Origin of the sequence: Pseudomonas quasicaspiana (assembly GCF_021147825.1) — a bacterium.
Lineage (GTDB): Bacteria > Pseudomonadota > Gammaproteobacteria > Pseudomonadales > Pseudomonadaceae > Aquipseudomonas > Aquipseudomonas quasicaspiana.
Genome location: NZ_JAGTPI010000001.1, coordinates 234,775 through 247,869, shown reverse-complemented (window position 1 = coordinate 247,869; position 13,095 = coordinate 234,775). Strand labels below are relative to the sequence as shown.

General features: G+C 52.9%; 15 protein-coding genes. 2 read left to right on the top strand and 13 right to left on the bottom strand.

From position 1 onward, the window contains the following. Positions 1–11: 11 nt before the first annotated feature. A complete protein-coding gene (locus KDX30_RS01160; protein WP_231674732.1) occupies positions 12–953 on the bottom strand; it encodes a TIGR03756 family integrating conjugative element protein in 942 nt (313 codons plus the stop codon). Beyond that, a complete protein-coding gene (locus tag KDX30_RS01155; RefSeq protein ID WP_231674731.1) occupies positions 950–1,372 on the bottom strand; it encodes a TIGR03757 family integrating conjugative element protein in 423 nt (140 codons plus the stop codon). Before KDX30_RS01155 ends, KDX30_RS01160 begins: the two co-directional genes overlap by 4 nt. A 223-nt stretch (positions 1,373–1,595) precedes the next feature. Between KDX30_RS01155 and KDX30_RS01150 the strand changes: the two genes are divergently transcribed. Together KDX30_RS01150 and KDX30_RS01145 are read left to right on the top strand one after the other, a co-directional pair. Then, positions 1,596–2,081 (top strand): hypothetical protein, encoded by a 486-nt coding sequence (locus KDX30_RS01150; RefSeq protein WP_231674730.1) that lies wholly within the window; start codon positions 1,596–1,598, stop codon positions 2,079–2,081. Between the two features lie 207 nt (positions 2,082–2,288). Next, positions 2,289–2,642, top strand: coding sequence for a hypothetical protein (locus KDX30_RS01145; protein WP_231674729.1), 354 nt, complete (start codon positions 2,289–2,291; stop codon positions 2,640–2,642). A gap of 233 nt (positions 2,643–2,875) precedes the next feature. Here the strand turns inward: KDX30_RS01145 and KDX30_RS01140 are convergent, their stop codons facing one another. The 11 genes from KDX30_RS01140 to KDX30_RS01090 form a co-directional block, all read right to left on the bottom strand. Beyond that, complete coding sequence (locus tag KDX30_RS01140; RefSeq protein ID WP_231674728.1) at positions 2,876–5,659, bottom strand: conjugative transfer ATPase; 2,784 nt, start codon at positions 5,657–5,659, stop codon at positions 2,876–2,878. Next, positions 5,659–6,075: a TIGR03751 family conjugal transfer lipoprotein gene (locus KDX30_RS01135; RefSeq protein WP_231674727.1), complete on the bottom strand. Its 417-nt coding sequence runs from the start codon at positions 6,073–6,075 to the stop codon at positions 5,659–5,661. Before KDX30_RS01135 ends, KDX30_RS01140 begins: the two co-directional genes overlap by 1 nt. Continuing rightward, a complete protein-coding gene (locus KDX30_RS01130) occupies positions 6,056–7,543 on the bottom strand; it encodes a TIGR03752 family integrating conjugative element protein (protein WP_231674726.1) in 1,488 nt (495 codons plus the stop codon). The genes KDX30_RS01135 and KDX30_RS01130 overlap by 20 nt, the downstream gene beginning before the upstream one ends. Beyond that, the gene (locus KDX30_RS01125; protein WP_264760162.1) at positions 7,533–8,393 is read right to left on the bottom strand and encodes a TIGR03749 family integrating conjugative element protein; all 861 of its coding nucleotides are present in this window, start codon (positions 8,391–8,393) and stop codon (positions 7,533–7,535) included. The genes KDX30_RS01130 and KDX30_RS01125 overlap by 11 nt, the downstream gene beginning before the upstream one ends. Next, entirely contained in the window at positions 8,390–9,076 is a 687-nt protein-coding gene (locus KDX30_RS01120) for a PFL_4703 family integrating conjugative element protein (RefSeq protein ID WP_231674725.1), read from the bottom strand. Before KDX30_RS01120 ends, KDX30_RS01125 begins: the two co-directional genes overlap by 4 nt. Further along, positions 9,073–9,474, bottom strand: a complete 402-nt coding sequence (locus KDX30_RS01115) for a TIGR03750 family conjugal transfer protein (RefSeq protein ID WP_231674724.1) — start codon at positions 9,472–9,474, stop codon at positions 9,073–9,075. Before KDX30_RS01115 ends, KDX30_RS01120 begins: the two co-directional genes overlap by 4 nt. A 16-nt stretch (positions 9,475–9,490) precedes the next feature. Beyond that, positions 9,491–9,838, bottom strand: coding sequence for a TIGR03745 family integrating conjugative element membrane protein (locus KDX30_RS01110; RefSeq protein ID WP_264760161.1), 348 nt, complete (start codon positions 9,836–9,838; stop codon positions 9,491–9,493). A 35-nt stretch (positions 9,839–9,873) separates the two neighbouring features. Next, positions 9,874–10,113 carry a TIGR03758 family integrating conjugative element protein gene (locus KDX30_RS01105; RefSeq protein ID WP_231674723.1) on the bottom strand — a complete coding sequence of 80 codons (240 nt, stop codon included), beginning with the start codon at positions 10,111–10,113 and terminating at the stop codon, positions 9,874–9,876. After that, complete coding sequence (locus tag KDX30_RS01100) at positions 10,110–10,442, bottom strand: integrative conjugative element protein, RAQPRD family (RefSeq protein WP_231674722.1); 333 nt, start codon at positions 10,440–10,442, stop codon at positions 10,110–10,112. The genes KDX30_RS01105 and KDX30_RS01100 overlap by 4 nt, the downstream gene beginning before the upstream one ends. Positions 10,443–10,774: 332 nt before the next feature. Beyond that, positions 10,775–12,226 (bottom strand): GmrSD restriction endonuclease domain-containing protein, encoded by a 1,452-nt coding sequence (locus KDX30_RS01095; RefSeq protein ID WP_231674721.1) that lies wholly within the window; start codon positions 12,224–12,226, stop codon positions 10,775–10,777. A gap of 2 nt (positions 12,227–12,228) precedes the next feature. Further along, on the bottom strand, positions 12,229–12,969 hold the full coding sequence (locus tag KDX30_RS01090; protein WP_231674826.1) for an FRG domain-containing protein: 741 nt from the start codon (positions 12,967–12,969) through the stop codon (positions 12,229–12,231). Between the last annotated feature and the right edge of the window lie 126 nt (positions 12,970–13,095).

The window sequence follows — 13,095 nt, the reverse complement described above, 5'->3', positions numbered from 1 at the left end:
AGCTTGGATTTTTAGTAAGCTCCAGTACTGCCGAGGAAGGTTTGACCTTCTCGTTTGCAGCAGCTGTAGGGGCGCCATAAGGCCCAGGCATAACCGCCATCCTGGGATTGCATCGCTGACGACTGATCGGGAAATACCCCGCAGGTTTGGCTCACGACCGGAGCAAGCTGTTGCCACTTTCCGGTTCGGATCTCACCCTCACGCAATTCGCCCGCAGGCCAGTAACCTGGCTGCACCTGAGCAAGCAGCGGCTGATAAACATGGACCTGCCCAGAACGGGTAACCACATCTCCGGCGCGCTGCGCCATAACCGCTGCCGCTTTGTAGTCATCCGGCTGATGCAGAAAACCACTGCGCGGATAGACGCTTCCCCACAGGCTTGCTGCAGTACGACTGCCAATCTCACGCACCCCAGGCGTCAGCGCCTGCGGGAACACACTCTCAGGAACGCCGTAACGCCAAGCGATGGTGTCCAGCGTGCTGATCATGTTTGGCACATAGGAAGTGCCCGCGCCTGCGCAGGCGTAACCCGAACCACTAGCGAAACTGTTGAAAGCCAATAGCCCGGGATGGCCGATCACATCAACATTCTTGAACGTCGCGAGATTGTTCTCGTGCACATTGTTGGTCGTACCGCTGCCGCCGCCCTGAGCAGCAGACGTGGGGGAGCTCATGGTTGCGACTTCTAACCATGGGTTTTGGCCGGTGTTGCTGTAGCTGGAGACAACCGCGTCCGGAACGTAGTGGCCTACCTTGGAAGAGGTCTTTACTTCGCAGCCGAAGGTGGTGCAGTACAGCCAGTAGCAGACACCGACTACTCGGTAGTCCATGCAGGTCGGCGAGGCTACTGACGGCACGATCACAGCGGTCGTCAGCGCAAAAGCGGGAGTTGTAACCAGCAACAGAGCGGGAAGGGCACGCCTTGCTATTGGATGAAGGGCAAGAAGGCTCATGGCTCCTTCCTCCGGTATTCCTCAATGCGATTGAGTGCTCGATGGACATTGGTTTCGCCGTAGACAACGTATTTACGATCGACTACCACGGCTGGGACTTTGGTAACGCCCATGTTCCAGGCGTCAGTGACGTTTTGGTGGGCTTGGGTGAGTTGGGCTGCGAGGTCTGGAGTGATGCGTTGGGTGGCTATTGCCTGGGCTTCGGCTGGGTTTGCGGGTAGGGCGCGAGATAGATCGGCTTTCAGCGTTGCAGGCAGATCAAGGTTGATTGTGCGGATGTTTTTGGTTGCGGCGAGTGGGTATTCGTTGGTGGTGATCAGGATGATTTCACCACTGGCTGCGGTGCTGGTCAGCAAGGTCATGAGGCATGCGGTAAGGGCCTGGCATTTGGTCGCTGAGTATTGGCGTCGAAGTGACATGAGCTGTGTCCGGATTTGTGATCGGGAAACAGTCAACTACGTCGGGAAGGGAGGGCGCTGCTGGAAAACTGATTTAGGCATCAATAGATTTGAGGGCGGTGAATGGTTCTGCCGCTGAGTCCGCGCATCTGAAAAAGTCCTGCTGAACCGATTGACAGATTTCGCGAACGCTGTTCATATATACAGCATGGCAGATAGCCCAAAATGATCGGTAGGTGTCTTAATGAAATTTTTGCTTCGCAATATTAGACAAGGTGCTTTGTGTTTTCTTGTCACGCCTGTGTTAATGGCTATTTTGTACGTAGTAACGAAAATGTACGGTGTTACCTCTGAAACAGAGGTTCCGAATTGGTTGGAGTTGATCATAAACTGGCGATATTCGGCGCGCGGATTTTCCTCTGTTTTCATTGGGGGGCTCTTGATTTGTTTTGCAGTGACCGTATTGGTTAAGGTGAAATCAATGCAGCGCCATAATCTAAATAAATTTGCAAAAGCCTTTAATCTAGTAGGGACCTTCGTTTCGCGAAATCTTTATTTTTGGTCGGGCCTTTTCCTTGCTTGGTCTTTTGGTTCAAGGTGTATTGATTTTGTGCAGCCGATTAGTCTTCAAGAAGTAATGGTTCCCCTGCTCGTTGTCATGGCCTTGGTTATTGAATACATGCTGCTCAAGTTTAAGCATGAAGTGATCAGGGGGAAGGTTTCTATATGAAAATGGTTTCTACGCTACTCGGTTGCGGAAAAATATATTGAAAATTCGTAATTTAAGCCGAGTGGCCAGGGGCGTTTGTATAAGATGCGGTTAGTTTTTACTTTGTAAATTTCATTCTTCAGACCTTTGTACGTTATTTCATATTGCCTTTTGACACGGCTCTTAGCTGGTCTGGGTTGCAATCCCATTGCAGTGAGAGATTTTTAGATGAAAAACTCAATATTTTCAATCGTGGCTGCCGTGGTGCTTGGGTTAGCCTATTATGTATTTTATTTGCCAACCGGTACTGCCCTTGCTGTTGGAGGGGTGTCAGCAATCAGTAGTCTCAAAACTTGCGTTGATATTAGAGCTCGCATGCCTGACTCCTTGGAACGGGCTAAAGTTTTTTTGAACGAGACTAGCGGGGTGCATGTCGCTGACGTTAACGCAGTTGGCACTAACCAAGATGATGCTCCTGCACCAATTACTCTTGTCGATGGTGTTGGTTCTGATCTAAATTTGAGTTCTGAACTAAGGAAGTGCACCTCTCAACTGAAGCGGGAAGTCGAGCGACGAACTTAAAAGCTTTGCCATGATCTGTCCGTCGGACCATCCGCATCTAAAAAGGACTTTCGTTGAAGTTTAGAAGACACTTTCTGCATCGTTTGAGAGGTCCGCCAAATCAAAGGGTGCAGCAGCGGAAATGCAGTGGTAGAAATGGGAGTGATAATCACACGTTTTCTCTGGAAGATCTGATGCCGCACTAGGGATCATCTACCACTGCGAACTAAGGGGGGGATTTTTTTATTGTCTCATTAACTAGTAATCCCACGCTTACCATCAATCCGCCGTGCAATCTCAATCGCCGCATCCAGCTCACTAACCCCCAGCTCACCCATCACCTTAAACCGCTCAGCCTTCTCCTCCGGCTCAGTCATCGCCATAGCCAGGTACAGACTCGGCGGCACAGCCCGAAACAGCACCTCTGTCGACTTCGAAAAAATCACCCCCTCGGTAAATTTCCCCGACTCCTTCCTGGCCGAAAGCATCAGCTTTTTCTGCGCGTCATTCAGCTCGCGAAACCGCGAAATCTTGGCGACTTCGTCCGGGGGCATGTTGAGGCAGATCCACCATTCGATCATGTTCAGCATTGGCTCGGCAGCTTTGGGCAGGTCGTCGATGTTTTGGGTCGCGAGCCAGAACCAGGCGCCGAGCTTTCGCCACATCTTGGTGATCTTGACTACGTAGGGCGAGAGCAGGGGGTTTTTGGTGATGATGTGGCCTTCGTCGGTGACATTGATGATCGGTCTGCCGAGCATCTGGTCGCGTTCGGCGATGTTATTGACGGTGTTGATCAGCGAGATGTACGCGATCGAGAGCTGGGCGTTGTAGCCCTCGCGGGCGTAGGTCGCCAGGTCGACGATGGTGATGTCGACCTCGGGCCAAGGGCTGCCGTCGCTGTTGAACAGGTCGCCGTCGGCGCCTTGGCAAAACATGTCCATGGCGTCGGCCATTTCCAGCAGGCGTGCGCGACGGGCTTCGGGGAGGGCGTTGTCTTGGCCTGCGCGGCGCAGGGCGTCGCGGACGTCTTGAGTCAATACGGTACGTTTTGCTTCGACGCAGACCCGGGCTGCATCGATGATGCATTGCCGAATCAGGCTGCGGTCGGCGCGGGTCAGGCGTGCTTCTTCTTTGTCTTCACCGCCGGTGATCATCAAGCGTGCGGTGATCTCCAGTTCGCCGAGCACGTCGCGTTCGTCTTCTTCGTCAGTTTCCTGCTCGTCGAGCTCGTCGGCATCCAGGGTTTTTACGCGAGCGGGGGTATTGATGAGTCGATGTGCATCGGCGTAGGGCGCAAGGCTGACGCCGGAGCCGGGAGCCAATTTGATGCGGTTGACGGTCAGTCCGAGGCGCTTCGCGAAGTCAGCGAATAATCCAAAGCTATTACCCGCTTCGGCGATGAACAGGCGAGGGCGGTATACCGCTGTCACCTGATTGAGGATGTTGTTTAGCGTGGCTGACTTGCCTGCGCCGGTCGGACCAAACAGGAACAGATGGGCGTTCATCTGCCGATCGAGGCGGTTGAGCGGATCAACAGTGATGGGCCCGCCACCCCGGTTGAAGAATGTGATGCCCGGGTTGCCGGTGCCTTGGCTGCGTCCCCACACGGGGGCCAGGTTAGCCACGTGCTGGGCGAACATCAGTTGCGTGTACCAGTCTGCGTTTTTCATGCCCGGGTTGAATACGCAAGGCAACCAACGCAGGTAGCTGTTCAGCGGCGCTACTTCATGTTCGTCTCGCACCGGTTGCAAGCCTGCATTGAGCATGACGTTGTTCAACTGCAGGGTGCGGCTGTCGAGCTGGGCGAGATCCTCGCCGCGCAGATAGAACGCGACGCTTGAGCGGTAGAGCTTGTGCGAACTACCGATCAGCGAGCGTGCTTCCTGTACGTCATGGCGGGTTTGCTCCGAGTCGACGGTGTCGCCGACCGACTTCTTGGCCAGCAGGTTAAGGTGCGCTTCAAGCATGTCCTGTGGCGTGATCAACAACGTGATGCAAAGCACCGTGTCCTCGGGCATCTGGTCGAAGAGGGCATTGATGGCGTCGCCGCCTTTGTTGGTTTCGCCGGTCAAGTGACCGGTCATGGGCGGCGAGCGCAGGCGATCCAGCGTTACCACCCGGTGGGGCATTTGGTCGAAGCACCACACGCCATTTTCAACATCCGATACGGGCTGCTCGAAGAACAGGCGCTGAGCGAAGTCCGTGCCGCTGGCCAGCTCCAGCTCACCAGGTTCGATAGCGGCTGGGTATGCCGTCGCTTCGTAGAAGCGCTTACGATCCTCTGCGGTGGGTCCCAGCATTCGCGGATGAGGGTTGAACCAGCGCAGGAGCCAGTCATGGATCTGAGCGCCGTCCATGCGGAAGCATTTCACGCCGACGTTGCCCAAGCCACCGAGTAGCCGATCGCAGATCGTGTTCAGGGCGTGCTCTGCAGTTTGCGCGCGTCTGCCGGGCTGTCCTTTGCTGCGTCGATAGACGACCAGCCGAACCCGTCGACTCTGGCCGCGCCATGGCAGGCGAGTGACGGTGTTGTCGTCGAACAATCCCCCAGGCTTCGAAATCGCCAGCAGGTGCTGTTCGAACATATCCAAGTAGTAATCAGTGAACGCCGAGCCTTGTGCCCGCGGCTGGACGTAGTTGCGTAGCCGTTTGAGGTACGGATCCCAGTCGGTTTCATCCTGAGCGTAGAGCTGAACAACCCATGGCTGATCTTCCAGTTCATCGAAGCTGTCCTGTAGCGCATTCTCAAGTGCGTCACGTACGCCTCGAAGCCAGTCAGGCTCGCGGCCCTCGGTGCCAATCTGCGTCAGCTCAAAGAATGCCGCCACAGACTCACCGTCATCCAACAGCATGCACTGGGACTCTGGGAGGTATTCGACCCACGGTAAAAGATCGACAAAGCTGGGCTCTGATTCGTAAAGTTTTTGTTCGTCAGCCGCGGTGGCTTTACCTGCTTTGTTGCCTGGCTCAGGAATGCCCTGTGCTTTGAGTTTGGCGACATGTCGTTCCCAGGCCTCAGGCTGTTCATCGCACCCCATTAATAGTCCTCCGTCCGCTCGCCGGGCATGGCGTATTGAACACGCTGATACAGCGGGAATACGGTGCTGTACCCGGGAATGGGCGCAGGGTCAGTTCCAGCTAAATGCGGGAAGACGTACATCACCAGATCAGGGTTGGGCAGCCGCTTGAATTGGCTATAGATCTCGTTCTGTGCAGTTCGCGTGTAGCTAGTGTGAGTGGTGTCGCCATCACTCAAAGGCCGGCGCAGTTGAAGCCTGGCGTCCATAAGCTGTCGGCTAGTTGAGCTGCCGCCGCTTACCCCTGATGACTGGTTCCAGAGATCGAGCATGTTCTGCGGACCATGCGGCATGAGTTTGTCCTTGTCGGTCGTACAACCTGAGAGCAGCGCCAGAGCAAGCAGCCCTGATAAAGCTTTAATCCAGTGCAGAAGCATGCGCACCTCCTGAGGGGTATTTCACCTTGCGGCCGTCGGGTTCATAGTCAATTTCAAGCTGGCGATCGAGGTGCACCGCGACTTGCGCGCCCGGCTGTACGTAAATCGCAGCGAACGCTTGGCCGTAGAGTTTGTTAACCCAGTCACCAATGTCCTTGACCCCTGCAGAGAGGATGCTGCTAAGCGCGGAGCTGCCTGCACCGCCCATGGTGCCCACGGTGGTGCCGTTGCTACTGATCACAGTGCCGGTGTTGGCCTGGTCGGCCTCAAGCAATTTCGCAACGCCCGCGCCGGCTGCTGTGACCAGGCTTTTACTGCCGATGTATTGCTCGGCATTGGAGCGACGTAGACCGGAAATACACGGGATGCCGTTAGGGTCACTGATCCAGCCAATCCCTCCCTGGATTTTATCCATCTGCCCGCTGGACTGGCCGCCGTTGTTTTGCTTCGTGGTCAACGGCTGCGGTTGTGGCACTGTGCGCACGCGACCGTCATTGAAAACAAAGGTCATGCTGGTGATTTGCCCACGCACACAGGACAGGGTCCAGTCGCCAGCAGCCGTGCCGCTGATGACGGCACCGGCAACGTCTGGCAGATCAATACCGTTTGCGGTCAGGTTGTCCGGGCCGATCAGGATCTTGAAGGGGAAGGGGTCGTTGACTGTTCCATCCACGGGTACTCGACCGATCAGCGCAGTCATGGCTACAGAGCCCATCAATGTGGAGTTCTCGGGCAGCGTGTAGACAGGACGCGGCGGGGGCTTATCGTCATCGGTTTTGATGTTCCGCCCAACGGCACCTGACTTGGCTTTGAGCTCACGCTGGCCCATGTTGATCTGGTCGGCAAATGCATTCGGGAAGTTGAATCCAACTGCGGGTTTGCTAGTGCCTGCCCCAATCGGCTTGCCTTGGGCATCAAGTGCCGTTCCGTCCTGGGGATCAATCCAGATCAGATTGTCCTCACCACCTCTGAAGCCGTCGCCGTCACCTTGCTGCAAACCCAGACCCACCGGTAAGTCGCTGTTGTTGGGGGCAAGGCCGCGCGTATTGAATTGCTCTTTCAAGTCGCTCAACAGGTTTCGCGTGGTCTGTTTTTCCTGATCGAATTGAGTGCGATCACTGCGTAGTTGCTCGATCTCGCCATTCAATGCGCTGCGGATACGTTGATCGACATCCGATTCGCGTGAGCGAAGACGGTCGTTTTCATCCTTCTGCGTTTTGTTCTCCGAGAGCAGGGTTTGCAGTTCTTCACGCATGGCTTTGGTCTGGCCAACGAGCGTGGCCACCGTGTCCATTGGCGTATCGCCATGGATGCCCAGACGCTTCAATTCTTCTGGTGAAAGCTGGCCAACTGTCGAGCTTGATTCGGCGTTCGGAGATTTGTCGCTGGAGCAGGACCTGACCATAAAGAACAACAGCAGGAGCAGTGCCGGCAGCACCAGCCACTTGATCAATCCGTTACTTTTCATGCGCTGTCTCCCTCGCGTATGGGAGATTGCTGGATGCATCTATCCGGCTTTGGTTGGGCAGGATTGACTGTGCCAACCCATGTCCACGAGTGACCAGGTACAGCACCGTGGTGTCCTCTGCTTTGCCATGTTTGCCCAGGTGCCGATGCTGGAACGTCGCCGCTACGAAATCGCCTTGGAGTTCTCGAGGGTCGAGCTGCAGATCTGCGGTTGATTGATTACGCAGTTGCACCGCTGTAACCCAGAAGTCCTCAAGTTGCCAGGCACCCAACGCGATGGCGCTGACCGGAAGAACTGGGAGTAATCCTTCAAGGCTCAACGCACGGTTGACGCGCACTTGGCTTACTCCCTCCAAGCGCTCAACAGTGCGTAGCGGCGAATAAAGGCTTTGCGCGGCGTAACGGGTCAGTACGACTGGAATCGGTGTTTGTCGAGGTTTGGCAGGGAGCTCTGCAGCAATATCCGAAGATGGTTTCTCAGCGTTTTCTGACTCAGCCCTGACGATCCTGACGGGCTCCAGTTCTGAAGAGTCAGTCACATCAGTTGCCGCGATATCGATCAGGATCAACTCACCGGTGGTGACGTTCTGCAGTTGCAAGCGGGTCGGCTCGATCACCTCATTCGCTCGCAGATACAATGTTCCGCCGGTGCTCTGAATCCGTAGCTTGTCCTTCAGCGATCGGGGAATACCGACGCGCACGTTCTGGTCGACGAAGATGATGCGCTCCTGACCCACGTGAAGCGGAACAGCCAGCGGCAACCGCTGCCACTTCAGGATTTCCACGGCCAAGGCCGATGTGGCCATTCCAGTCAGCGTCAGTAAGAGCAATGATGTAAGCGCGAGCTTCATTGCACGACTCCTTGCCCGGGTACATCCAGGCTTGTGTCAGGTGATTGAGTAACGGCCGAAGAAGAGAGGCGTTGTGGTTTGCCGCTGTAGCAGTTGAGCAACAAGCCAAAAGGATTGCGCTCCGGATCGGTGTCCATTCGAATCACGTGCAGCGGATACCTGACCAGAGCACGCTTGACCTTCTCGGAGCCGTAATACTCGTCTGCGGTAAGGTCGAGGTTGACCATCCAGGCATCGTTGCCGAGCGTCTTCACTCGCAACGTCGGGTTGTCGCTGTAACCTCGCTCGGGGATCTCGTACACGCCGCGGGTCCGTTTGCGTAACTCGCCCCCGGCGCGACGCTCTTCAAACTCGGCTTCGAGCTGGGTCTTGCAGCCAGGCGTTAAAAATGGCGCGAGCTGACGCAGGTTGCGTGGATAGTCCTCTTCACCGTTGGTAGGCCACCGGTTCAACTGCTGGAAGATGTAAAAGCCGAAGGTGTAGACCGTCTCCGGAGGAACCTCCCACCACTTGCGAGTACTCCCGGAGCGTAGGTCAGGCGGGACATGAACAGTCATGTCCCGAGGTGCAGACCACCAACCCAACCCCATCAGTACCGCGACCACAAAGAACAGGCCAACACCGATGCGCAGCGTCATTACGTGAGCCTCCAGTCGGGAGACTTCGTTTTTAAAGCGGCTCATCGGCGCTGGCTCCGGCGAGTCGACCAGACACCGTTACGTGTCAGCAGATCTGCACCGCCTGCCCATGCTTTCAAGGCCGGCCACCGAGTACTGATCTGCCAGCGCATCTCGCGGTAAAGCCAGGTTTGAGGTTTGCCGCGTTTGAGTCTGCGCAGGAATTTCCCGCCAAAGAAGATTCCAGCAGCCACTGCAGCGACCATTGTCGTGGGTGTCATGGCGATGCTCTTAGTCACGATCGCCAGAGCAACACCAATCACCAAGCCTACAAGTGCTGATAAACCCACTGACAACCAAAGCTCATCAGCCGTCATTCCCAGCACGATCACCGGTTGCCGATTAAGCCGGTTCGGCAGGAAGCGCAGCGTGCCGTCTGGTAACTGCTCGGGCGTAGTAGTCATGACCATGCTCCCGCGCTTAGAGAATGCCGGCGGCTTTAGTCAACAGCCAGATGGTGAGCACCAAGAGCAGGGCACCAACAGTGCAGGTAAGCCCGAACTGGCCCCAGGTCTTCTTGCCACTTTGCACTTCAGCAAACGTGCCATATGCGTGGTAAGCAACACCGCAAAATGCAGCCGCTGAAATCAGCAGCCCGATTAGCGCGGCGCCGTCGAAGGCATAGTTCTGCATCGTCTGGATGATGTTCGTCCCTTCACCACGACTTGGCGCTTCCATCTCTGGGAGCGCCGCATGAACAAATGAAGACATGAACGCGGTTGCCCATAACCAGGCATGTATGAGTTTTTGAGTTAGGTGATTGCGCATGTGATTGCCTCCCTGGGCATGGTTGTGAATCTGAATCAGTGCAAAAGCAGATAGCCGAGCAGCACGTAAAGCAGCGTGATCTTCAGCGCCAACGTGCCGAACTGTTCGTTGCTGAGTTTCCCCTTGCTCCAGCCGCGATACCCACTGCCGAGCGCCCAGGCCGAAAACACCAGAATCAGCGTCAGCGCGAACCCGACAAACAACGTCATGGTGTCCTGCGCGGTAAATCCACCTCCGGCTTGAAAGGCACTGGATTGCTCAGGTGTCATGCTCATGGCTTGTGCTCTGCCTCGCGCAGGTAATGGCCCGTCAACTCAGCCGGGTGACGTGGTTGTGCGCGTGCAGGGGATTGGTAGGCTTTGATGCCTTGGCGGATCAGCTCGATCTCGGCGGACAGACGCGGGTAGTCGAATGTGTAGCGGCTGCCGTCTTCCGCGGGGAGAGACTCGCTGGAGCGGGTGATGCGGTCGATGGTGTCGAGTTGGCGGAGGATGAGGTTTAGGTTGGTTTGTTCGGATATTTGGGAGTCGGCTTGGGTATTTGATACGCTGAAGAGAAAAGCCAGCATGAAAGGAGCTAGGTGTTGGGAAATCGAGGCTCGCATCTGGGCTGTCCTAAATATTGCGGATAGGACAAGCTTCCCAAGCCAAGGAGAGAAGTGCAGTAAAAAAACTAGATTTGGTTTTTGGTATTTTATGCATCACTGTTGCTTGAGCGATATGTTAATTTGAGTTGTAATATACAAGGCCTTTCCGCATGCTATTGATTGTTATGGATGCTCATAGGTCTTAACATTTATGTTTGGTGGTTTTTTGTGGTGAGTTTTATTTGCGCGGGGTGTCTGTTGGGGGCATTTACAGATTCTTTTGGGTCTTAAATTATAATTTTGGCTTGAGAGTCATTGAGTATGACTCTCATTTGTCTGCTCGATTTAATTCATCCTAATATTTTGAGCGGGATTGTAGTTGTAGTCAGTTTGTCTATTACTTCATTCCATTTGCCGTTGGCGTACGTCTTTAAGTAAGGCTTTCTATTTTTTTCTTTGATTACTCCAAGGTAAGACTTGGTTTTTGAGGTTTTATCTACTACATAGTATGCTTCTTTTCCTGCTTCAATTCTGCTGATTAGTGAACCTGTGCTTATGCACCATTTTGCTATGCTATTACCGTAATGTGTAATCAATGTGGTGCCGTGAGCATTTATTTCATTTATAATGCAATCCACTTCAAATTGTAGCGAAGGCGGAATGTTTTTTAATATTTCAGTTTGGCTTGCCGCTGAAGATCCCTGAGCGTTCTGGTTTATAACGCCACGCTCAGATAGCCAGTTGTAAAAAAAGTCGCGGAGTATTTCATATCTCCCTACGTGGCTCACTAAGTCGTTTGTGCTGCGATTATAGTTGTCGAATTTTACAAATGTGGAAAAATCCTTGTCTGTGCTGTCTGGTAGCGCTGATCTGTAACTTTTACGCTCTTCTTCGAATTGCACTAAAAACTCTCTCACGAGGTAATAGTGCTCCTCGGATTGGTTTCGGCAAAACCAATAATAAACAGGTAGAAGTCCGCCACTTGAAAGAAGTTTGTCTCTAGGGAGAAATATCTCCGCCATGACTCCCAAGTTTTCGTTAACTCGTCTCGCAGCAAGCTCAAGATGATCGCGCCTTTCGGCAAGTTTTATACTTGATACAAAAGTGTCTAATATTTTTTTCTTCGTGTCTACAGGTTTGCCTTCGAATTCAAATTGAAGTATCTTGGCGGCAGCGTTAAGATCTGCACCCCTTGTAAACGGAAATGCAACGTTGTTTATAAAAAACTCGTGATCTCTTATAGTTCGAATAATTGCGGGCGCCGGACCAGACATTGCATTCCGAATTTCAGCACCAGTTAAGGGTTTATTTCTGTTAAGACGGACAAAGAGCTCATTGATAGGCTCCTCTGTCGAGGCATGCACAGACATGATTGTAAGAGGAAATACCTCAAAAGCTTCTGCTACTTCGTAGTGACTGGCCGAGAGATCTTTGTATGAGAGACCCCCGAGTTTGAGACTTGGATTTGGTAGGTAAACAAAGTCTGGATTTAGTACCACTTTGTTTTGGAAGAAATCAAATATAGCTTCAAGTCTCTGCTTTCCGTCGATGATAGCATAGGGTAGCTTGCTTCTATTTAATGAGGATTTTTCGCCAACGGTAAAATCTGCCATATAAAGTTTTGGTATGTCGAACCCATTTAAAATGGAGTCAATAAGGTATGCTTTATCGGTTTGGGACCATAGGCGACCTCGTCTTTGATAAGGAGGTTCCATGTCAATTTTGTTCTGCCTAGCTCGCCACCAGGTCAAGGGTTTGGGATCCATAGTACGGATGAAAAATGTGGTATCTACGTCTGACATAGCTACACCTCAAATTCAAAAAAACGCTTGATCTCTAATGCAAGGCCATCTAAGTCTGGATAAACCACAGACTCGGTGAAGCCGTAAGAAAATAGAGCGTTTCTTAAAGATTTTATATTCTCTTTTGGTATCACTATTTTAATTAACGAGTCCTTTGGGAATTTGGAACTCGCATACAATTCGTCCATCCCGCAAGCGCTTTGCCCAAACACCGTGAATACTCCTCTTTGAGCTACAATCCGTGGGCTATTATGTGTGCCATATAGTGCCACAGGATGATTGTTCATTTTTGAAATTGCTGATGACGGTACGTAGCCTTTCATTTCCTCGTCAATAGTCAGGAGTATCCCGCGGTCATATGTCTGATGTGCCAGTGCGTGCCTGTTCCACTGAACTGGATCCAAAATCCAAACTGTAGCATCAGTCGTAAATGTTAATTCGCCAGCGGCATCCATTCCATACGCTGAGTTTCCAATGGCAAAATAAAAAGCGATAAATGGATTTTCTGTCCAGTCGAGTAGCCTAGTGGGCAGCCTGTAATGCTGCATATAAAAAATCACCTCCCAAGGGTCGGAAAATGAACGGTTGGTAAATGGCATACTCCGCTGTTGGAAACGTGTGATTAGTTCACCTTCTAGCTTACTCAAGTCGGTCATGCCAACTCTTTTTTTGTGTCGATACAACCCTGGAACTAGGTGGTGAGTCGCGTTGTTGGATCCTCGGTACCAAAGCGCGCTAGTCATAGATTCTTGAAGTGTCTCTATGAAGCTAATGTATTCGGAAAATTTGACAATTTTCTTTTCTTTGACTTTAGCCACAAAATGCTCCCAGCAGGCTTTTGATCTGTTCCGTCTGTCCTATGCGATATC